Here is a 19,883-nt window from a genome sequence, read left to right as displayed (position 1 = left end):
TCACAGTTCCTTCGCCCCTCTCGTTCCGACGGCGCGGCGCATGGTGGTCACCGCTCCGAACCCCAGCAGTCCGCGCAGCCAGGGCGTGCGCTCGGTCCCCGCGGCCGTGAAGCCGCGCCGCTCGTACAAGGCCCTGGCTCGCGGATTGGTGTCTATCACATCGAGTCTGATCTCCCGGCAGTGCTGCTCCGCCGCGATGGCGGCCACTTCCTCGATGAGCAGGCTCCCGACGCCACGGCCACGCATGCCCGGGTCCACGGCGATGCCGTCCATGAGGAGCTGTCCGGGGGTCGGGTGGCGTTCGAACAGGGCGAGGAGCAGGAGTCGGTGCAGTCCTCGCACGTGTCCGTACGCGCGCAGCACGGCGGAGGCCGAGCCCCCGGTGAGGGCACGCCCGCCGAGCTGATAGCCGGCGAGCCCGACGAGCTGCCCGTCGAGGAACGCGCACACCGCGCGATCGCCGTTCAGGTGGGCGGCGATGAAGGGCACTGCCTTCTCCGGCGGGTTGAGCGCGGGGCCGAGTTTGCGGCCGAAAGCGTCCCAGTACAGCTCGGCCGCCCGCCGCTCGGCGCCCGCCGGAAGGCCCCGCCGGAGCGTCACCGGTCCCGCACCGGCGTCCGTCGCGTCCCGTCCCATGCCGTCCCCCCTCTGCTCTCGCTCAGTACCCGAGACAGAAAACTATCACTTCTCGGACGATCGTCCTTGCTCTGATAGTTTCAGGGCGCGACGCTTACTCGAACCGAGGCGGTCAGATCCCATGCATCCACAGTTCCGGCCCGGTCGACGCGGACTCCGCATCGTCGTGTGGTCACTCGTCGCGGCCCTGGTCGTGGTCGCCGGGCTCTTCGGCGTGCTGCTGTGGCAGCACTCCTACGACATGGACGAGCAGCGGGTTTCGATCCGCCACGGTGGCCACACCCTGAACGGTGTGCTGGTCACCCCCAAGGACGGCCGCAGGCGGCACGGCTTGGTCGTGTACGTCCACGGCGACGGGCCCGTCGATGCCACCCATGACGAGGGGTACAAGCCCATGTGGGAAGCGAACGCCGAGGCCGGCTACGCCTCCCTGTCCTGGGACAAGCCCGGGGTTGCCGGCGCACCCGGGAACTGGCTCGACCAATCCATGGACGACCGGGCCGACGAGGCGGCCGCCGCCATCGCCTGGGTGCGCGCCCGCCCGGACATCGACGGAGACCGCATCGGGCTCTGGGGCGTCAGCCAGGCGGGCTGGGTCCTGCCGAAGGTCGCCGCCAAGACGCCCGTGAGCTTCGTCATCGCCGTCTCGCCCGCGATCAACTGGCTCCGGCAGGGTCGCTACAACCTCCTCGCCGAGCTGCGCGCCGACCATGCGTCAACGGCCCGTACCCACGCGGCGATCGCCAAGAGCGACACCACTCGTGGGCTGCTGGAGCGCCACGCGACCTTCGAGGCGTACGTCAAGGCGATGGGCGGCGACGCGGACGGCATGACCGCCGATCGCTGGGGCTTCATCTCCAAGAACTACACCGCTGACGCCACGCGAGAACTCCACGCCCTGCGAGGCGTACCGGTGCTGTTGACTCTCGCGGGCCAGGACGTCAACGTGGACACCGCCGACACGGAGCGCACCTACCGCGAGGCGCTGGACACGGGCGGTGCGATGACGGTCAAGCGCTACCCGGACGCGTCCCATTCACTGCTCAAGCAGTCCATCGAGCGGTCGGACCTCAAGATCACACTCACCGCGCTCCTCTCGCCCCGCTCGCTCTTCGCGGACGGGTTCCTGGACGACCAACGACAGTTCCTCAGGGAACTCTGATCCGGGCGGAACGGGTCGTGGTGCAAGCGGGTGCGTTCGCACGCGGTGAAAGCCCCTCTCGCGGGTAGCCGCGCGAGCACAAGTCGCCCCGCACGAAGGAGAAGAAGTCCATGGCATCCTCATTGCTCGAAGCGGTCGACATCAAGGCGCCGGTCTCCGTGAGCTGGGCCCTCTGGCAGGACGTCGAGCGCTGGCCCTCCTTCCTCAGCCACGTCCGGCACGTCGAGCGGATCGACGGGACCACCTTCGCCTGGCAGGTCTCCCTGCCCGGGGCCGACAAGCGGTTCGTGGCAGAGCTGACCGAGGTGATGCCCGAAGAGCGCATCGCCTGGCGCACCACCGAGGGGGTGCACCACGCGGGCGTGGTGACGTTCCACCGCCTCAGTGACACGGAGAGCCGGGTCACCCTTCAGGTCGAGTACGACCCGCAGGGCTTCGTCGAGCACCTGGGCGCCCTCACGAACCTCGACTCGGTCCTGGCCAACTACGACCTGGGCCAATTCCAGTCAATGGCCGAGCGCGAGGCCGTGGGCACCTGACACCCCCGCCGACATCGGCGTCCCTCCACCCCCGGCCTCATGGCCAACCGGGTCATCCCCTACGTGCAGGACGGCCGCATCGCACTCGGCTCGAAGGTCGCGACCGGAGCGGGGCAAAAACAAGATAGTCCGCAACGAAACCATCTGCTACGGTCTCTCTTGTTGCCCCGCCCGGCCCCGACCCGCGAAAGGCTGACCCTCATGAGCGAGAACACCACCACCGAGACCACTGCCGGCACCAAGAACGACGGCCCGGCCCCTCGGGTGCTCACCGACGGAGAGCTTTCCCGACTGTTGGGGCAGCAGCAGTTCGGCGTACTCGCGAGCGTCCGGAGCACCGGCCACCCGCACCTGTCGACCGTCCTCTACGACTGGAACGCCGAGCAGCGCGTACTGCGCGTCTCCTCCACCGCCGACCGCCTCAAGGTGCGCCAGCTGCGCCGTGACCCGCACACCTCACTGCATGTCAGCGGTCCGGACGTCTGGTCCTTCGCCGTGGCGGAGGGCGAGGCGGAGATCGTGGACCCGGCCGACGGGGCGGATTCCGGCGAACAGCCGCTGCCCGACCGACGCGTGGTGATCCTCATTCGGGTCTCCCGGCTGTACGGGACCGCCTTGGACATCCCGGCCCAGGGCTGAGGCGCGTTCCGCGTCATGCGGGGCGCATGTCACACGGCCGGCGGTGTGGCTCGCAGGCCCCCGAGGAGGGTGGCCAGGTAGCGATGCGCGGTGTCGATCCGGTCGGCCGGAGTGCCGCCGTGGACGTGTACGGCGTAGGCGATGCCGCACATGAGCGGGACCAGGTCGGCCGGGCTCAGATCGGGGCGGACCGTCCCGGCCTCGCGAGCCCGGTCGAGGAGCGTACGCCCGGTCGACCACAGCGACGTCTTGAGTTCGGTGGTGCGCGGCAGGGCGTTCTCGGGTGCGGCGGTGACGGGCGCCAGGGAGACGTCGCCGACCTGGGCTTCGACCGTGCGGGTCAAGAAGGCCTCCAGTGCGCCCCAGGCGTCGGGGTCGGCGAGGGCCTGCTCGCCGTAGGTGGTCAGGGCTTCCAGACAGGGGGTGGCGACCGTCTCCAGCAGCGCCTCGGGCGTGGCGAAGTGCCGGTAGACGGTGGCCACACCGGTTCCGGCGCGCCGGGCGACGTCGTTGAGCTGCAACGGGGTGCCCTCATCGACGAGGGCGCGGGCAACGGCGACGATCCGGTCCCGGTTGCGGGCGGCGTCCTTGCGCAGTGGCGTCGTCGTCATGACGGACATGTTAATCGGATGCTCCATCCGGAAACCGCGTCGCCCGTGCCGATGCCGCACGGCGGGACGGATCAGGTGGCCGCAAGGGGCGCGTACCGCTCGCTGAGCCGCCGGACGGCGGCGGCGACGCGCGGGTCGGTCGCGGCGCGAGGCGGCGCGACGGGGCGTGCCTGGGCGTCGATGACGATGCCGGTACGGTCTGTCAGGGCGTCGTCGGTGGCGGCGGTGACCGAGGATCTGGCCGCTGAGGACGCGGGGCCGGAAGTCGAGCGTTCGAACGTGCGGCGCACCAGGGGCCACAGCACCCGCAGGGCGGGTGAGACGATCTTCGGGTCGGTCATGGTGCCGTTGGTCATGTCGGTCGCGGCGCCTCCGGGGTCGGCGGCGAAGACCGATACGCCCGTGCCGTCCAGCCGACCGGCCAGGTCGAGCGTGTAGGCGAGGTTGGCCAGCTTGGCGCGGCCGTACCAGTGGAATCCGTAGTAGCCGCCGGGTGGTTCGACGGCATCGAACACCCGCTTCGCGGCCCCGACCGCACCCGAGGTCACGTTCACGATCCTGCTCGGCGCACCTGCCGTCAGCGTGGGGAGCAGCAGCTCGGTCAGCAGGTAGGGCGAGAGATGGTTGACGACGAACGACGCCTCGACGCCGTCCAGGTCCCGTCGGTCCGCGAACATCGCCCCGACGTTGTTGACGAGCACGCTCAGCGGTTCACCCGAGGCGGCGTGTTCGGAGGCGATCCGGTCGGCGAGCGCGCGCACTTCGTCGAGCGCGGCGAGGTCGGTGGGCAGGAACCGGGCAGGGTGTGCCGGACTCGTCGCGTTGATCCGGTCGACCGCCCGGGCGCCTCGGTCGGCGTCGCGTCCGACGACCGTGACCGAGAACCCGGCAGCGGCCAGCCCCACCGCCGTCTCCAGGCCGATGCCGGCTGTTCCGGCCGTGACCACAGCGGTCCTCTTCATGACTCACTCACCCCTGATACGCATCCGGATGTTCTATCCGGTTAGGGCGACCGTAGCACGCATATGGATAACCCATCCATTTAGTGGTTCGTTCGGAAGGTTCGTCGGCCGATCGCGCGATCGGGGGGCGGAAGTCGCGCACCACGACAGCTCGGCGATCCGCTCCCTCGGGGCGGGGCAGCGCCGTCCGTCAGGCGGGGCGCGGTGGCCGGCGCGAGTGGGATTGGGCGCAGTGGACGCAGGTGGTCGCCGCCGGACGGATCTCCAGGCGCTCGGTCGGGATCGTCCGGCCGCAGCTTTCGCACCGTCCGTACTCGCCTCGTTCGAGGCGTTCCAGGGCTTGGTCGAGTTCTTCCAGGTGCTCGTTCGCCCGCGCTATGAGGGCGGCCACGTGAGCGCGCTCGAAGGCGGTGCTGGCTCCTTCGGGGTCGTGCTCATCGTCGACGGCGACGAGTGCGTTCGCGGCGACGATCGCGTCGAAATCACGGCCGAGCGCGGCCGTGCGGGCGAGGGTGTCGGCGCGGTCGGCCGCGAGGCGTGCGCGGGCGATCGCGAGGGGGGCCGGGCCGCGGTCGTCCTGGTCGTGCGGTGATGTGTCGCCCATGCGTGCGAAAACGCCGGCTCGCGGTCCCCGATTCCCCCGGACGTCGCGTCCCCTCCTCCCACGGAGAACCGAAACCACCCGTGAGTGCGTGACCGAATTCGGCCCGGGTGCGCAGGCCTGGGGGTTGGGGGAACGTCCGTTGTCTCCCGGCTTGGCGCCGGTAGCGCTATCGTCCCGCCATGGAGATGCCGTTCGTGACGGACCCGGACCATCCCGCGTGCGGGACCTGCCCGGGCAGACGGATGCCGCGCCCTGCGTTCGTGGTCTACGACCGTCCCTCCCGCGCGTGCCCGTTCGACCCGGCCGACGGCTACCGGTACACCGCTGACGGACTTCCGGCCTGCGTACACCCCCACAAGATCGGCGTTGCGGCGGACCGCGTCGCACCGCCGGGGGGCGATGTGCCCGGCCTCTGACCGCTGCGGTCGCCCCTCAGCCCCGAGAGCGGCGTTCCGCGTCGGGATCGCTGTTCCCGGGGGTCGTCAGAATCGCGCTCGCGACAACCTCGAAGAGGCGATCGGCGCGTGGCGCGAGCGAGGGTTGATCGCCGAGCCAAGCGAGCATCGCCACCAGCGCGAACAGATCGGCGCCATCGATGTCGCTCCGCGCCATGCCGGCGGCCTGGGCTCGGGTGAGGAGCCGCGCGCCGGCTGCGCGCAGGGTGACGCACGAGGCGTGGAGTGCGGATTCGGCGTCGTCGATGGCGGCCGCCATCAGTACGGTCACTCCCCGGTACTCGGTCGTCCACGCGACGCAGTCGCTCAGCCACGCAACGAGAGCGTCCACGGGCGAGCTCGACGTTTCGAGTTCGGCCGCCCGCGCCGTCAGCTCGTCGAAGCTCGTGCGGAGCAGGGCTTCGAGCAGCGCCTCGCGCGTCGGGAAGTGACGCAGCAGCGTCGCGAGCCCGACATCGGCCCGGCGTGCGATGTCGCGCAGCGACACGTCCACGCCTTGCTCGGTGATGGCGGTGCCCGCTACTGCGAGCAGGTGGTCGCGGTTCTTCCTGGCGTCGGCCCGCATGTGTCCCCTTGACTATCCGGATCAGTGGTCCATATATTCGCACCAGTGGTCCGTTTATGTGGATCGCTGATCCGAATCAGTCTATCCCGCACCGAGGGCAGGAGAAGTGCGATGCCTACACGCACGATGAAGGCGGTCAGGCTCCATGAGCACGGCGGCCCCGAAGTTCTCCTCTTCGAGGAGGTCCCGGTTCCCGAGCCGGGGCCGGGCGAGGTGCTCGTCCGCGTTCACGCGGCCGGCGTCAATCCTCCCGACTGGTACCTGCGCGGCGGGATGACCACCATGCCCGGAGAGACGGAATCGGCGGTCAGCCTGCCGGTGATTCCGGGGACGGACGTGTCCGGCGTCGTCGAGGCCGTCGCCCCGGACGTGGACGGCTTCGCCGTAGGCGATGAAGTCTTCGGTCTCCTGCGTTTTCCCAGCTTCGGGGGCAGCGCGTACGCCGAGTACGTGGCCGCGCCGGCATCGGACCTCGCACACAAGCCGGCCGGCATCGATCACGTGCACGCCGCCGGGGCGCCCATGGCAGGGCTCACCGCCTGGCAGTTCCTGATCGAGGTCGGACACGATCACCCCTCGCCGTTCCAGGAAGGGCGGCATCGCCCGACGGCACTCGACGCCGACACGACGGTGCTCGTCAACGGCGCCGCGGGCGGCGTGGGCCACTTCGCAGTACAGCTCGCGAAATGGAAGGGTGCACGTGTCATCGCAGTGGCATCGGGCGCGCACGAAACGTTCCTGAGGGGACTCGGCGCCGAGCGGTTCATCGACTACACCCAGAGTCGCCCCGAGGAACGCGTGCACGACATCGACCTCGTTCTCGACACCGTCGGCGGCCCCGACAGCAAACGCCTGCTGCGCACGCTCAAGCACGGCGGCGTCCAGTTCCCCGTACTCCCGGGGGACTTCGACGAGGAGGAGATCGCGAAGCTGGGAGTGACGGTCTCCAGCGCCCAAGTCCGCTCGAACGGCGCGCAGCTTGCCGAACTGGGGCGCCTGCTCGACGCGGGCACGGTCCGCGTCGCGATCGACAGCACGTTCGCGCTCGCGGATGCCCGAGCCGCACACGAACGCGCCGCCCGAGGGCACATCCAGGGCAAGATCGTGCTCACGGTCGCTTAGGTCGTCCGGCGGCAAGCAACCTGACCACGCGGCGCGTGACTGTCGGACACGGGGGCGGATCGAAGCCTTCAGCACCCGCGACGTCCCGAGACCTGGTGGGCCGACAGCCGCAAGCAGATCCGGCTGAAGCCGTGCGATCCGCAGTATCTCTGTGCGGACTTTCCGGACTTCGTCAGCCACTTCCGGCCGGGCCGGCCATCCGACCTTGGCTGTCTCGTTCGCGACCCGGGGCCTCCAACGCCCGACGAAGGGCCGGAGTAGGGACGCGAAGGGCCCCGCACGGAACCCGGAGGTCGGGGGCTCACGTGCGGGGCCGCTCACGGGGTGCGGGCCGTCAGACTCCGGTCAGGGTGTACGTACCCGTACCGTCCTGCCTGCCACTGGAGTACTGGCGGATCAACTCCCCGTCCGCGTACCGGTCGTGGCCCATCATGGAGCCGGTGTGCTTGTTCTGCACACCGATCTTCGAGCTACCGGGTACGTCACGGTAGATGTAGAACCGCTGGAGGTCGTCCTCCCCGCAGGTGGCCGTCGTCAGGTAGGCCTGCTCCTGGTTGGCGATGTTCGCCGGGATGGTCGCGCATCCGCCGTTGCCCCAGTTCCACAGGGACGCCTCGATGACTCCGTTGGCCTCCGTGACGTTGCACAAACGCCAGTTGTCCAGGTGGGCGCTGAAGAAGTTGGATTCGCGCAGGCGGATGCCGTCGTTGGCCAGGAGCGGTGCGCTCCAGTTCAGGGGCTTGCCGGGGACGTCGATCTTGTAGGCGCCGGGTTCGCAGTTGAGCGCGGCCTGCGCGCTGCGCCCGGTGGCCTCGGGCTGTTCGGCGGACGTGCCGCCGGTGGGAGCCGGGCGCTGCGCGAGGCGGTCCTGCGTCTGCTTCGCTGTCGGGGCCACCGAACCCGCCGGGTGTTCGGCCTTCGCGGCGGCCGAGCCGCAGTCGAGGAGGCCTTGCGCCTTGGCCATGATGCTGTTGGCGGGCACCTTGTCCTGGCAGCGCACCGCGCCTTCTTCGAGGGTGGTGTAGGTGGTGAAGCTGCCGCCACCGGCCCCCTCGTTCCACCGCAACACCCATGTGCCGTCGCCCTGTTGGGAGCGGTTGCAGTTGAGGCTCGCGTACGTACCGGTGACCTTCTTGGTTCCCTTGTAGACGCCGTAGTAGCCGGGCCGGTTGAAATTCCACGTGACCGAGTTCGACTCGCTGCTGGTGGAGGAGTAGGTGACCTGAACGTTCAGGCCCAGGCTCGCGCCGACGGTGCCGAGGGTCTCGACGGCGAAGCTGCCCTGGACGTTGCCGTTGAGGCCGACGGAAACCGAGATGGTGGTCTGGGTGCTGGTGGTGACGTTCTGGTAGCCGGTCGCGCCCTCGGTGACGTACCAGCCCTTGAAGTGGGTGATCTCCGGCGTGACTTCGGTCGTCTTGATGTACGGATGGCGTGTACCGAGGTCGGCCGCCGTACAGGCGTCACCGGGCTTGACCTGCGTGGCCGTGGCGGACTTCGCGGGTGCGGCCGAGGCCGGTGAGACGGCAAGGCCGACGGTGGCTACAGCGGCCGAGGCAGCGCAGGCCATGAGTGTTGTGCCTATGCGGCTGACGGGTTTTGTGGGGCGCATCGTTGCCCTTTCCCCCTGGTGGTGTGTGTTCGGTCAAGGGGTGAACGTAGTGGCCACGCGGGTGGGGGCGTGAGCTCGCAACGGGCCAAAAATGATCACAGAAATGGTCATAGAGGGGCCTATTCCGCCCCTAGCGCGCACGGGCGCCGAACCGGTTCCATCCCTGACGGACCCGTACGCCACCGAACAGGGGGGCCACCCTTTGAAACACGTCATACGGCTGCTCGCGGCGATGGCCTCGCTCGCCGTGACCGCCGCTCTCCTCACCCTGGGCGTCTCACCGGCCGCCGCCGCACCACTATCGGCGGCTCCCGAGGGCCACGGCACCTGCACGGCTACCACCCCCGGCTCCGGCCTCGCGCGCCAAGGCGCGGCATGGACCTGTATCAAGGAGCGGCCCGTCACCGCCGAGGATCTCGCCCGTATCCGCGTCGCCGCCCCCCTGGACGGCGGCGGCGCCCCCGGGGACAACTCGACGGCCCTGTGCGCCTCCAAGAAACAACAGGATGTCGTCTCCAACCGCCACGCCTACTGCACGCGGCACAACATCGTGTACGTGCTCGTCGACCGCGGGGGCGAGACGATCGGCTCGGCCCTACTCACGATCACGGCCGCATCCGATACAAACCCCTACAGCACGCGGTGGCAGGAGCGCGTCTCCGTCTATGCCGGCGGGTACTCCAACATTTCCAGGATGAGACTCGCTCTGTCATCGTCCTGCACCGAGTGCATAGCGGGGCCGCCCGCATGGGGCGGCGGGAGCATCGAGCTGGGTCAGGGCGAGGAGGACCACACCGGAACCCTCTCCTACGACTCCACCGTCCGGGGCGGCGGCCCGCGCCAGCGCAGCCAGATCGCGTACCAGAGCCAGACGGAGAGCAGCAACGCGGAGCCCGTCATCAGCTACGGGCAGTGGGCGGGCCCCTCACTGCGCTGTGACGGGCAGGTCGGCGGGAACCCCGGCTGCATCGTCACCGAGGATCTGGCCAGGGTGACCCTCAGCAAGTCCCAATTCGGGGCCGCCGCGGTGGCCTACGAATGGGCGCAGAACAACCTGAGCGACAACAACGCCATGGGCACCGAAAAAAGGCCGCTCACGCGTGACGCCGACGAGCCGCGGGAGAAGAGCAGGCGTTACTACAGCTGCAAGGCTCCACCGAAGCCCTTCGTGGCCGACCTCACCGTCGTGGACGATGAATGTGACGAGTTCCCCTTCGCCAAGACCCGTCAGGGCGGCACGCTCGGCTCGCTGTGCACGGAGATCATCCCCCGCTACGTGGGCGGCGGCGCATGGAGGGTGGATGTCGTACGTGGCGAACCGGTCGCGCCGTGCGTCAGGGCCCATGTCCCCTCCAACGACAACCAGAACGCGGGGCGGGAAGTAGGCCGCGAGGTGCAGTACGAGCGCATCCTCGACGGCGAGGCGTACCAGGTGGTCATCGCCCCGTAGGTGCCGGCCCCCTCCCCCGGGCGCCCGAACCGGGGCAGAGGGGGATGCGGGCCGGCGGCGGAGACGATGATGTCGCGGCGGACACGGAGTGCCCGAACTCGCGGGTCCGGCCGACCGTTCCCACGCAGCCCACAGGGCCTGCGGGCTGTGTTGTGGTGGCCGGGCCAGGCACCACTGGTTAGCGTGATCTCCGTGCGGGGCGACCGGGGGTGACCCGGAACTCGCCCCGGCCCCATGGCGTGAGGAGTCTTCTGTGAGCGTTCTGCCCCCTGAGCTCGTGGCTTTGCTGCGCGGCCCGAGCACCTGCTACCTGGCCACCTTGATGGCGGACGGTTCTCCGCAGCTCACCCAGACCTGGGTGGACACGGACGGGGTGAACATCGTCATCAACAGCGTGGACACCCACGTGAAGGTGCGCAACGTCCGCCGCGACCCGCGTGTGGCCGTCACGATCTCCGACCCCGCGGCGCCCGCCCGCTACTTCCAGGTACGCGGGGAAGTCGTGGACACCACGACGGAGGGCGCCGTCGAGCACATCGAGGACCTCTCCCAGAGGTACCTCGGCCGCCCCTACCCGTGGTTCGGAGGCACGGACGAGGTCCGGGTACGGCTCACCATCGCGCCACGAAAGGTGAGCAGCACTCCGTGACCGGGCGCCCGGCGGCCGTCCCTTCCGCGCAACAGGGGTCGGTTCAGACTGGCGGGCGCTTTCCCATTCAGCTGCTGGTGTCCGGGCTGCTGGAGTGGGCCGGTATGGATTCCTCCGAAGCAGCGGACGGGCTCTGCTCCGACGAGGATCCGGAGCGGCCTCCTGCCTCCGGTGCCGTGAGGTGGTCCAACGTACCGGTCACGCGCAGCATGCGGTCCAGTCGCACGGGCCGCTCGCCCAGGCGGAGGCGTACGTCCGCCGCATCGGTCAGCCGCCGGATCATCAGCAACGTCGACAGTCCGCTCGAATCGACCGCCGCGAGGTCCGCGCAGCCCAGATGCAGTTCGCGCGGGCCGACGGCCTCGGCCAGCACACCGTCGACGGCGTCCAACAGGGCGCCCGCGCTCTCGTGGTCGAGGTCGCCGTGCAGCTCGATGCGCACAGTGGCGTCCGCGTCGACGCGCGTCAGCCGGAGCCGGCCGGTGGGCAGCATGGTCATTCGGTTGTCCCGGCGGTGGTGAGAGGGGTACGGGTCAGGCGCGCCGAGCCGGCTCGGAGGACGCCGGCGGCGCGGGGGAACTCCTGCAGCTCGCGGCTGAGGAGTTCCAGAGCGGGCAGGAGGCTGCTCGCGGGGACACCGCGGGCGGCGAGGACGCCCGCGGTCCACAGGAGGAACTCACCGAAGAGCTCCCCGTCGTCGGTGTAGAGGGCGGTGGCGAGGAACTCGACGATGTGGGAGAGGTCTTCGGCCGTGTGTTCCCGCTGGAGTTCGTCGTAGCCGCGCATCGCGGGGTAGGCGGCCTCCAGCCCGTCGAAGACCGCCCGAACGAGCCGGGGGCGGCTGCGGGCGACGTAGGTGTACTCCTGATCGCTCAGGTGCGGGAGGTCGTCCATCGGCTGGTGGTCGGGGCGCGGCCGGGGCAGCGGTCGCCGGGCCAGCTCGTCGGCGGCGCTGCGAGCGTCCGGCGCCCAGGCGTCTGCGCCCAGCAGGCGGGCATGGCGCCCGTCGGGCCCGAAGGCGGCTCCGCCGACGAGAACGGGCGTGCCGGCGGCCTGGCAGGCGGTGATCGTGGCGTGCGCGGTGGGCAGGCGGGTGGCGATAGAACCGGACAGCGCCACGGCGTCGGGCCCGGTGCGATGGATGTGCGTGACCAGGTGGGGGGTGGGGACTTGGGCGCCGAGGTAGTCGACGTACCAGCCGCGCAGCCGCAGGACCTCGGCCAGCAGCCGGGCCGGCAGGCCGTGCCATTCCCCGTCCACGCAGGCGACCGTGATGCGGCCGAGGGTGGGCTCCGTACGGACTGCGGGGTGCCCCGCGACGGCGGCGACCGCCCGTTCGTTGATGGCGGTCGCGGCGTGCTCCTGGGCGACGCTGATGCGATTGGCGGCCCACTCCCGGCCCACCCGGCCCTGAACGGGGGCGATCACGTCGAGCAGGACGCCCTCCGGGTCCGCCCCGTCGTCCAGCGCCCGCCGGACCGCTCCGGTCGCGGCATGCTCGTCCCCGTCGATGACGGCGTCCCACAGCCGTCTCGGCAGGTGGTCGAGCGGGGTTACGAAATCCATGGTCATGCGGTGAACCTGCCCCGAGTGTGGCCGTTCACCGCGCTCAGGTGGTTGGTGCGGGGGGCGGAGATGACGACGACGGCCATGTCGTCGTGGTGGCCGGTGCCCACCCACTGGGAGGCGAGCATCTGGACGCGTTCCACGACGGCTTCGGCGGGCATTCCCCCGCATTCCGACAGGACCCGGCGCAGCCGGGCCTCGCCGAACATGGCGTCGCCCAGCGGTCCGCCCCGTGCCTCGGTGATCCCGTCCGTGTACAGCACGCACGTCTCACCGGGCGCCAGTGTCATGAGCACCGTCGCGGCGGTGACGTGGGGCAGCGCACCGACCAGGGTGCCCTGGGTGGGCGCCTCGTCGACGCGGCCGTCGGCACGCAGGATCAACGGAGCGGGATGGCCGGCGCTGGTCAGCCGCAGCTTCACGGCGTTGCCCTCGCGGGCGGCGGAAGCCAGCACCATGGTCGCGAACCGGGCGTTGTGCGTGTTCAGCAACGAGGTGTTCAGCAGGGCCAACATCCGCTGGTGGTCCTCCGCCATCGGCAGCAGTGCCTGCAGGGTGTTGCGGATCTTCCCCGTCATCACCGCCGCTTCCAGGCCCTTGCCGCACACGTCCCCCAGCACGACCAGCGAGGGGTCGCCCCGCACCGCCGCGGGATGGACGTCGTAGAAGTCCCCGCCGATCCGCTCGTGGTCCAGCGAGGGCCGGTAGCCGCCCGCGTACTCGACCCCCGAGACCTGGTGCAGCGACGGCGGCAGCAACTCCCGCATCAGCGTCTCGGTGATCGCCGCCTGCTCCGCGTACAGGCGGGCCGCCGACATCGCCGCGCCCGCGCGGGCGGCGAACAACCTGGCGAAGACTTCCTCGTCCTCCGTGAAGGCGGGGCTTTCGGCACGGCGCAGGAGGACCAGGGCGCCCGCCGGCACACCGTGCCCCGGCAGCGGCGTGATCACGATCGACCGCACCGGCCCGAAGCCCTCCGGGATCAGCCAGTCCGGCGCCGCGCCGGGATCGATCCACCGGGAGGGCACGGGCGGGAAACCCTGGAGGGCCTCGCCGAGCCCCGGCACCTCCTCCGGGGCGGCGGACACCCGGGACGTGGACGGTCTTTCGCCGCGTAGGCAGGTCACCAGCGGAAGCTCGCGGCCGCGCGAGGGCGCGATCACCAGGGCGGCGTCGGCGAGGTGCTCTGCGGCCATCTGCGCCGTGACGTCCATGCACCGCTCCACATTCAGTGACGAAAGCAGCAGGTTCGACGCCTCCGTCAGGAACGCGGTGCGCTCCCGCTCTGTCCGAAGGGCCTCGCGGGCCAGGCGGTGATCGGTGTCATCGACCAGCCACCACACCACCGTGCCGTCGTGACGGGCCGTCGGATGTGCCTCGTACGTACGCTCACCCACCGGGCCTCGCGCCAACGCATCCGCGACGGAGCCCGGCACGGGTCGCGTCGGAGCGGGGGAGAGGCGGCGGGCGTGGGCCGACGACAGCCAGTCGGGCACCGTATCGGCCATCGGCGAGCCCGAGCGGGCGCCGGGGAAGACGAGGCCTGCCGCGTCGTTGACGAACACCAGCACCGACTGGGCATCCGCGACGAGGACCGGGTAGGGGGCGTCACCCCACGGGATGTGAACCGCGGTTGGGGTGGAATCGGCCTGGGGGGTATTCAGCAAACGTCGAAGGCCCGCTGCGCGGACCCCTCACCTCAATTGCCTAGACGAAAAACACTTGCCGTCAGGCAACCATCACCCATTCACCGCTCCCTTGGCAACCGCACCCCCCGGCCATGCCCTTCGCGTCGCCTGTGCACCGAAACCACGCCCCGCCTTCGTTGGCGGAACCCTGAACCGCACGTCACACGAGGTGAAATGACGAACGATTGCGCGCCCCGCGCCCTCACGCCAGGACCCAGACCCGGCGGAGCGCCGTCTCCTTGCCATCTCCTCGCCGTCTCCTCGCCGTCGCCGAGGACCGCTCCTCCGCCGCCGTCGTTCACGTCCCGGAGGGCCACTGCCCGAGCGGGAAATCCGCGAGGGAGGTGGGCCGGGGGCGCAGGTCGCCGTGCTCGCGGGCGTAGATGACGGCGGTCTCCACCCCGCGCCGCCAGTGCTCGTCTCCGGGGCGAGGTACCCGTCCTCAGTCGGGTCCCAGCGGACGTCCGCGTGGGCAGGTTTGTTCTCCCATGCCGGACCGCGGACACCGACCGTGTGGGGACCCCAGCTGCTCGACGCCGTGGAGGCAGAACTGAGCGAGCTGCGCGGAGAGCAAGTCTGGCGCCAAGGCTGAACAGGCCACCGGCCCGCCAGGGCCGGGCATCGTGGGCGACTGACCGGCCGCCCTCGCCACCACCGCACTGTTCAGCGCGGTACCTGACGGATCCCCCCAGGTACCGGTGCTCAGGCAGGCACAGCCCCTGTGACTGAGCACCGGTCCGGACGTGCTGACGGCTCTGTCCCGCGCCGCGGACGCGGTACTGGCCGGGCGGCCGCTCCTGTGGGCGCCGGCCGTCCGGGCCCGGGGGCGTACAGACCCTGGTCCGACTCCTACCGGACCGAGCCGGCCGAGGCCATGGCCCGGGCGGGCGCCCGCTCGCCCGAGGAGATCGGCTTCGACCTGCCGGCCCCGAGCAACCAACCGGTCACACCGAGTATTCCTGCCAGAGCTTCACTGCCGTCTTCGGGTTCGACGCGGAGTTGGACTTGTTCGCCACCAGGCAGCGGTACTGCTTCCCCTGGTAGGAGACCCGGTCGTTCGCCGCGTACTGCCGGTTGACTTTCCAGTCCGAAAATCCTGCTGCCATGTCGCGGTACCTTTCATCGGGCCGACCCACTGCCGGGCCCACTCAAATCCTCGCACGTCGCAGCCTTGGTCGGCCCGGAGCGGGCGCCACCCCGCCCGACCGGCGCCCACGGCACCTGACGGGCCCCACCGCACAGTGACGCGCCACCCGCCGATGCCCGCCCCCCGCCGCCGTGATCACACGGGCCATGCAGATCCCCACCACCGGCCCGGCTGACGGAATGCCGCGCCATCAGCGGGCCGGGCCCCCGCCCGCCACACTCCCGCAGGCCCTTCCCGGGACCCGATTGCGCGGCCGCTGACTGCGGATCGGTCAGGACGCGTGTTGGAGGGCGTCGACCAGGTCGTCGCGGGTCATGTGGGAACGGCCCGGGATGTGTGCGGCGGTGGCCTTCTTGTAGAGGGCGGCCTTCGTCAGCTCGGACAGGTCCCCGGTCTTGGCGGGCTTGGAGTGGATCCGCTTCTTGCCGGCCGGCTTCTTGCCGGCGGAGCCGCCCGGCGCCCGTCGCGCGGAGGAGGACGCTTTGGTGTCCTTCGTGTCCTTCGTGTCCTGCGTCTCCTTGGGGCTGCGGGCCCGCTCGACGCTGGTTCGCAGGGCTTCCATGAGGTCGACGGCGCCCGTGGGCTCGGCCGCCGGCTCCGCCTTCTCGACTGCCTCCCCAGCCTGCTTGGCTTCGATCAGGGCCGCGACCTTCTCCTGGAAGGTGTCGTGGAACCGGCTCGGGTCCCAGGTCATCGTGAGGGCTTCGATGAGCTGGTCGGCCATCCGCAATTCCTTGGCAGAGGCCTTCGCCTTCCTGGGCAGGTTGTCGATCTCCTCCTTCGGGTTCCTGATCTCGTCCGCCCAGTGCAGGGTGTGCAGGGTCAGGAGGCCGTCCTCGGCCTTCAGCGCGACCAGGTACTCGTGCTGGCGCATCACAAACGTCGCGATGCCCGCCTTTCCCTCCTTCGCCAGGGCCTGCTCCAGCAGGTTGTAGACCTTCTCGAAGCCCGTCCCGCGGGGGCCCAGGTAGTACGTCTTGTCGAAGAAGATCGGTTCGACCTCGTCCAGGTCTACGAATCCGGTGATCTCCAGGGCCTGTGAGCGGCCCGGTGCGATCTCGTCCAGCTCTTTCGGCTCGACCAGGACGTACTCGCCGCCCGTGTCGTAGCCCTTGACGATGTCGTCGAGCTCGACCTCCTTGCCGGTGCGTTCGTTCACACGGCGGTTGCGGATCCGGTCGGAGGTGCCGCGCTGGAGTTGGTGGAAATGGATCGTGTGGCTGCCCGTGGCCGTGTAGAGGCCCACGGGCAAGCTGACCAGCCCAAACGACAGATTTCCGGCCCACACCGGTCTCGCCACGACCACCACCGCCTTCCTTGCTCCCTCGTCCCGGGGCCTTCCCCCTTCCACGTGCGCCATCCCCACCGGCGTCACTTCCGTGGCCGGCCACACCGGGGGCCTCGGCTGCACGCTGCCCGTGCCCCGGGGCGGACGGCGAGGGAGAGTAAAGGGGTGGTGAATGTCGACGCGGTCATGCGCGAGCTCTACGGTCTGGTGCCCGCGGAGTTCACCGCTGCCCGGGATGCCCACGTCAGCGGAGCCCGCAAGGAGGGCCGTACGGGGGAGGCCAAGCAGATCGCGGCGCTGCGCAAGCCCGGCCTGGCCGTGTGGGCGGCGAACCTCCTCGCCCGCCACGACCCCGGCCAGGCTGCTCGGCTGCTGAAACTGGGGGAGGGGCTGCGGGAGGCGCACCGTAATCTCGACGGAGCCGTACTGCGGGATCTGTCACACCAGCAGCACGGCGTGATCGGGGCCATGGTCCGCGAAGCCGCACGGCTGGCCGGACAAGCGGGTCAGGACCTTTCCGAATCGGTGCAGCGCGACCTCGTGCAGACCCTCCACGGTGTCCTGTCGGACCCCAAGGCCGGGAAGGCCTGGCGAGAAGGCGTTCTGGCCAAGGCACCTGACATGACGGTCGGCTTCACCGACCTGGAACCCGCACCCGGTACGACACCCTCCCCGCCCCCGCCCCCACCACTGCCTCCGGTCGCGGCCCGCAGCGGCGCCGGTGAAGTTCCCGCGCCGCCCCGACCGACCCGAAAGGGCGAAGGTGAAGCGGCCCGACAATCGGCCCGCGCGGAGGCCCGCCGCGCCGCCCAGGTGATGGAGAAGGCAGAGCGGGCCCTGGAAGCCACGGAGAAGGAGTTGGAGCAGGCTCGGGCCGGGCTCACTGCCCTGGACAAGAAGATCGCGGACCTGCGGGAACAACTCGGTGAAGGCCGGCGCGAACGCGCCCGCCTTCAGGCCGCCGAACAGACGGCCCGCAAACAGCAGCGCGCGGCCGGCCGCGCGGCACATGCCGCGCACGCGGAATCCGTACGCGCCCACGAAGCCCTTGGACGTGGCGACACCGACGCCGGCTGAAAGGGGACCGGGAAGCGGCGACGGCGGGGGCTGGTCCGAATGGGCTACCTGGCAGCGCGACGGGCCTACGACAATCGAGGCTGTGGCCTCAGCTAGAACGGTTGGGCGGCCGGCAGCAGATCCTTCGGCAGGTAAGGGGACTCCACGCGGATGGCCCAGCCGCGGCGGCGGGCGTGGCAGGCCAGGGCCAGGACGTCGAGGTTGACGGAGGCATCCGGACTGTCGGCGCGGTCGGCGACGTCGTAGTAGGCGCGGTGGGCTTCGAGCGCGTCGGCCAGGGCGAGGTTGAAGCTCTCCTCGTCGCCCTCCACGAGCTGAGAGAGGAGCACGGTCGGCGGCATCGCGAAGCCCCAGTCCTTGGCCTTCTCGGCCTCCTGTAGCGCCCGCTGGGCCGCCGCTTCGGGGTCGGCACCCTTGAGGTAGGCATGGAGGGCTTCGCGGTACGCGCCGAAGGCGGAGCCGTCCGGGCGGGCGAAGGTGGGGCCGGTGAGGACCAGCGGCGCGAGGTCCTCGCGCGCACCGGTGATCAGGGCAAAGGCAACGGCCGTCTGCCAGTTGCCGGCGCCGGCTTCCTCGCCCCGCTTGGCCGTGTAGCGCAGCGGGCGGCCGTCGATGGTCACCTCGGTCTCGGTGCCGGGCTCCGCAAGCGCGATGCGGAACAGAGCCGCTCCCATGCGTGAGGCCAGCCGAAGGGTCGCGAGCTGGGCGTCCGCGCCGCCATCGGGGTTCCCCGCCCGCCACTTGAAGAGGCGTGCTTGATTGCCCATGGAACTGCCGAGGCGCCAGAGGGCTGGGGGCCCTCCGTCGACGGGCGTGAACGCCTCTTGGAGGTGCTTCTCGTAAATGGCCTCGATCTCCCGGATCCCATCGTGCTCGCAGGCCGGCCGTTCCACCACCAGCGGGCCCGCGGCAAGCGCGGCGATCGCATCCGGCCTCCGGTTTCGGCCGAACCCCGTGACCCGCGGCCCCCGCGTCTCGAATCCGGTGATCAGTGCGTGCGGGAGGTAGTCGGTGCGGACGGCCGGCGCCCAGCCCAGCGTCCGGTACGCGATCGAGGCGAGAGCGAGGGGAACGAGCGGGAGCAGGGTGCTCGGGGAGGCGCCGGGGCGGTGCAGGGCGGCGTACTTGACCAGTAGGTCGGCGAGCGCGGCGTCGAAGGCCTCCCGATCCTCGCCGACCAGGGCGCGCAGCGCGTGGAGGGCCGCACTGTCGGCCCGGTCCAAGAGGGGCTCGCCGGTTTCCGCCGCGCGGGTACGGATACGGTCCAAGGCCGCGTCGACGGCGGCGAGCCTGGCTCGCGCGCTCGGCGGGTACTCCTCGTCGTCGCCGGTGTCGTCCAAGACCACGGCCGTCAACCCGGTGGCGAGTTCGCCGGCGGGCGTTCCCTCGGCCTGCGCGGCGAACTTGGCTCGGGCGAAGTGAAAGGCCTCGCCGTGCCACTTGGCCTTGTCCCTGAGGACCGTCAGGCAGAGTGCGTCGATCCACTCCCCGGTCGTGACGCTCTCCTCGGGGGCGTCCTCACCCGGGTCGTAGCTCATGCCGAAGTTCACGTAGTCCAGGAAGACCTGGAAGCTGCAGTGGGGGTGGTACGCGGCGTACGCGACGGCGCCGACCGCGGCTTCGGAGGCGTCCTTCAGGGCGGCCTCGGCCTCAGCGGTGTCGAGGCCGGGCGTCTCGATGGAGAGGGCGCCCAGGTAGTCCAGGAACTCGTCGGCGATCGACTGCCAGTCGTACGTGGCCATCCGCCCGGCCCGCGACATGGACCGGACCCGGCCCCCGATGCGGTTGGCGAAGTCCTCGCGTGCCGCCGACACAGCGGCCCCGCCCACCTGGTGACGCTCTATCTCCACTGCCCTGCTCCTTGATCGGATCTCGGCGACAGCCTAAGGGCTGTCCCGTCATCCCTGGTGGGCGCGCGGCGTCGGCTACGGCACCTCGCCGCGTTGTCGGGACGCCCGAATACGTCGAGTATTCGGGCGTCCCTCCGCCTTGCGATGCACCGCATCCGACGCCGCACGCTGATCCACCACGGATTACGGGACAGCCCTTACTGATCTTTTCGTAAGTTCGGTGGGTGTGGTGGGTGGATGGTGAGGCCGGTGTGGGTGAGG

General features: G+C 70.5%; 19 protein-coding genes and 1 pseudogene. 7 read left to right on the top strand and 13 right to left on the bottom strand.

Annotated elements, in window-relative coordinates; all coding sequences use genetic code 11:
- Positions 1–636, bottom strand: a complete 636-nt coding sequence (locus tag ACIOD1_RS31925) for a GNAT family N-acetyltransferase (RefSeq protein ID WP_401906280.1) — start codon at positions 634–636, stop codon at positions 1–3.
- A 121-nt stretch (positions 637–757) separates the two neighbouring features.
- On the opposite strand from ACIOD1_RS31925, the gene ACIOD1_RS31920 reads away from it, so the two are divergent.
- From ACIOD1_RS31920 to ACIOD1_RS31910, 3 genes are all read left to right on the top strand, one after another.
- Complete coding sequence (locus ACIOD1_RS31920) at positions 758–1,798, top strand: alpha/beta hydrolase family protein (protein WP_401906278.1); 1,041 nt, start codon at positions 758–760, stop codon at positions 1,796–1,798.
- A gap of 110 nt (positions 1,799–1,908) precedes the next feature.
- Positions 1,909–2,337 (top strand): SRPBCC family protein, encoded by a 429-nt coding sequence (locus ACIOD1_RS31915; RefSeq protein ID WP_365627186.1) that lies wholly within the window; start codon positions 1,909–1,911, stop codon positions 2,335–2,337.
- Between the two features lie 201 nt (positions 2,338–2,538).
- Positions 2,539–2,976: a pyridoxamine 5'-phosphate oxidase family protein gene (locus tag ACIOD1_RS31910; protein ID WP_401906275.1), complete on the top strand. Its 438-nt coding sequence runs from the start codon at positions 2,539–2,541 to the stop codon at positions 2,974–2,976.
- Between the two features lie 29 nt (positions 2,977–3,005).
- Here ACIOD1_RS31910 and ACIOD1_RS31905 read toward each other — a convergent pair whose 3' ends face one another.
- From ACIOD1_RS31905 to ACIOD1_RS31890, 4 genes are all read right to left on the bottom strand, one after another.
- The gene (locus ACIOD1_RS31905) at positions 3,006–3,587 is read right to left on the bottom strand and encodes a TetR/AcrR family transcriptional regulator (RefSeq protein WP_401906273.1); all 582 of its coding nucleotides are present in this window, start codon (positions 3,585–3,587) and stop codon (positions 3,006–3,008) included.
- A 71-nt stretch (positions 3,588–3,658) separates the two neighbouring features.
- Positions 3,659–4,549, bottom strand: a complete 891-nt coding sequence (locus tag ACIOD1_RS31900; RefSeq protein ID WP_365627195.1) for an SDR family NAD(P)-dependent oxidoreductase — start codon at positions 4,547–4,549, stop codon at positions 3,659–3,661.
- A 190-nt stretch (positions 4,550–4,739) separates the two neighbouring features.
- Positions 4,740–5,153, bottom strand: coding sequence for a TraR/DksA family transcriptional regulator (locus tag ACIOD1_RS31895; protein ID WP_401906271.1), 414 nt, complete (start codon positions 5,151–5,153; stop codon positions 4,740–4,742).
- Between the two features lie 432 nt (positions 5,154–5,585).
- The gene (locus ACIOD1_RS31890) at positions 5,586–6,173 is read right to left on the bottom strand and encodes a TetR/AcrR family transcriptional regulator (RefSeq protein ID WP_401906269.1); all 588 of its coding nucleotides are present in this window, start codon (positions 6,171–6,173) and stop codon (positions 5,586–5,588) included.
- Positions 6,174–6,284: 111 nt separating this feature from the next.
- Between ACIOD1_RS31890 and ACIOD1_RS31885 the strand changes: the two genes are divergently transcribed.
- Positions 6,285–7,295: an NADP-dependent oxidoreductase gene (locus ACIOD1_RS31885; protein ID WP_401906267.1), complete on the top strand. Its 1,011-nt coding sequence runs from the start codon at positions 6,285–6,287 to the stop codon at positions 7,293–7,295.
- 334 nt (positions 7,296–7,629) lie between these two features.
- Here ACIOD1_RS31885 and ACIOD1_RS31880 read toward each other — a convergent pair whose 3' ends face one another.
- On the bottom strand, positions 7,630–8,865 hold the full coding sequence (locus tag ACIOD1_RS31880; protein ID WP_401906264.1) for a hypothetical protein: 1,236 nt from the start codon (positions 8,863–8,865) through the stop codon (positions 7,630–7,632).
- 244 nt (positions 8,866–9,109) lie between these two features.
- Between ACIOD1_RS31880 and ACIOD1_RS31875 the strand changes: the two genes are divergently transcribed.
- On the top strand, positions 9,110–10,357 hold the full coding sequence (locus tag ACIOD1_RS31875; RefSeq protein WP_401906262.1) for a hypothetical protein: 1,248 nt from the start codon (positions 9,110–9,112) through the stop codon (positions 10,355–10,357).
- Positions 10,358–10,610: 253 nt separating this feature from the next.
- Positions 10,611–11,006 carry a TIGR03618 family F420-dependent PPOX class oxidoreductase gene (locus ACIOD1_RS31870; protein ID WP_365627211.1) on the top strand — a complete coding sequence of 132 codons (396 nt, stop codon included), beginning with the start codon at positions 10,611–10,613 and terminating at the stop codon, positions 11,004–11,006.
- A 67-nt stretch (positions 11,007–11,073) separates the two neighbouring features.
- Here the strand turns inward: ACIOD1_RS31870 and ACIOD1_RS31865 are convergent, their stop codons facing one another.
- From ACIOD1_RS31865 to ACIOD1_RS31840, 6 genes and pseudogenes are all read right to left on the bottom strand, one after another.
- Entirely contained in the window at positions 11,074–11,505 is a 432-nt protein-coding gene (locus tag ACIOD1_RS31865; protein ID WP_401906260.1) for an STAS domain-containing protein, read from the bottom strand.
- Positions 11,502–12,578, bottom strand: coding sequence for a B12-binding domain-containing protein (locus ACIOD1_RS31860; protein WP_401906258.1), 1,077 nt, complete (start codon positions 12,576–12,578; stop codon positions 11,502–11,504). The genes ACIOD1_RS31865 and ACIOD1_RS31860 overlap by 4 nt, the downstream gene beginning before the upstream one ends.
- Positions 12,575–14,080, bottom strand: coding sequence for a PP2C family protein-serine/threonine phosphatase (locus tag ACIOD1_RS31855; RefSeq protein ID WP_401906424.1), 1,506 nt, complete (start codon positions 14,078–14,080; stop codon positions 12,575–12,577). The genes ACIOD1_RS31860 and ACIOD1_RS31855 overlap by 4 nt, the downstream gene beginning before the upstream one ends.
- Positions 14,081–14,558: 478 nt before the next feature.
- Positions 14,559–14,669, bottom strand: a pseudogene (locus ACIOD1_RS31850) (helicase associated domain-containing protein); the annotation flags it as partial.
- Between the two features lie 535 nt (positions 14,670–15,204).
- The gene (locus tag ACIOD1_RS31845) at positions 15,205–15,366 is read right to left on the bottom strand and encodes a carbohydrate-binding protein (protein WP_365627218.1); all 162 of its coding nucleotides are present in this window, start codon (positions 15,364–15,366) and stop codon (positions 15,205–15,207) included.
- 312 nt (positions 15,367–15,678) lie between these two features.
- Complete coding sequence (locus tag ACIOD1_RS31840) at positions 15,679–16,653, bottom strand: Ku protein (protein WP_401906421.1); 975 nt, start codon at positions 16,651–16,653, stop codon at positions 15,679–15,681.
- Positions 16,654–16,860: 207 nt separating this feature from the next.
- Here ACIOD1_RS31840 and ACIOD1_RS31835 point away from each other — a divergent pair, with 207 nt between their 5' ends.
- Positions 16,861–17,772: a hypothetical protein gene (locus tag ACIOD1_RS31835; RefSeq protein ID WP_401906255.1), complete on the top strand. Its 912-nt coding sequence runs from the start codon at positions 16,861–16,863 to the stop codon at positions 17,770–17,772.
- Positions 17,773–17,864: 92 nt separating this feature from the next.
- On the opposite strand, the gene ACIOD1_RS31830 is transcribed toward ACIOD1_RS31835, so the two are convergent.
- Positions 17,865–19,601, bottom strand: a complete 1,737-nt coding sequence (locus ACIOD1_RS31830) for an Imm49 family immunity protein (RefSeq protein ID WP_401906418.1) — start codon at positions 19,599–19,601, stop codon at positions 17,865–17,867.
- Positions 19,602–19,883: the final 282 nt, after the last annotated feature.

It is taken from the genome of Streptomyces sp. NPDC088097, from assembly GCF_044741845.1.
GTDB lineage: Bacteria > Actinomycetota > Actinomycetes > Streptomycetales > Streptomycetaceae > Streptomyces.
This window is presented reverse-complemented; position numbering and strand designations above follow the sequence as displayed.

Coding starts and splice junctions, on each gene's coding strand:
- ACIOD1_RS31880 (WP_401906264.1), bottom strand. CDS start 8,865: ATGGCCTGCGCTGCCTCGGCCGCTGTAGCCACCGTCGGCCTTGCCGTC.
- ACIOD1_RS31920 (WP_401906278.1), top strand. CDS start 758: ATGCATCCACAGTTCCGGCCCGGTCGACGCGGACTCCGCATCGTCGTG.
- ACIOD1_RS31890 (WP_401906269.1), bottom strand. CDS start 6,173: ATGCGGGCCGACGCCAGGAAGAACCGCGACCACCTGCTCGCAGTAGCG.
- ACIOD1_RS31910 (WP_401906275.1), top strand. CDS start 2,539: ATGAGCGAGAACACCACCACCGAGACCACTGCCGGCACCAAGAACGAC.
- ACIOD1_RS31885 (WP_401906267.1), top strand. CDS start 6,285: ATGCCTACACGCACGATGAAGGCGGTCAGGCTCCATGAGCACGGCGGC.
- ACIOD1_RS31915 (WP_365627186.1), top strand. CDS start 1,909: ATGGCATCCTCATTGCTCGAAGCGGTCGACATCAAGGCGCCGGTCTCC.
- ACIOD1_RS31845 (WP_365627218.1), bottom strand. CDS start 15,366: ATGGCAGCAGGATTTTCGGACTGGAAAGTCAACCGGCAGTACGCGGCG.
- ACIOD1_RS31860 (WP_401906258.1), bottom strand. CDS start 12,578: ATGACCATGGATTTCGTAACCCCGCTCGACCACCTGCCGAGACGGCTG.
- ACIOD1_RS31895 (WP_401906271.1), bottom strand. CDS start 5,153: ATGGGCGACACATCACCGCACGACCAGGACGACCGCGGCCCGGCCCCC.
- ACIOD1_RS31855 (WP_401906424.1), bottom strand. CDS start 14,080: ATGGCCGATACGGTGCCCGACTGGCTGTCGTCGGCCCACGCCCGCCGC.
- ACIOD1_RS31865 (WP_401906260.1), bottom strand. CDS start 11,505: ATGACCATGCTGCCCACCGGCCGGCTCCGGCTGACGCGCGTCGACGCG.
- ACIOD1_RS31900 (WP_365627195.1), bottom strand. CDS start 4,549: ATGAAGAGGACCGCTGTGGTCACGGCCGGAACAGCCGGCATCGGCCTG.
- ACIOD1_RS31905 (WP_401906273.1), bottom strand. CDS start 3,587: ATGACGACGACGCCACTGCGCAAGGACGCCGCCCGCAACCGGGACCGG.
- ACIOD1_RS31925 (WP_401906280.1), bottom strand. CDS start 636: ATGGGACGGGACGCGACGGACGCCGGTGCGGGACCGGTGACGCTCCGG.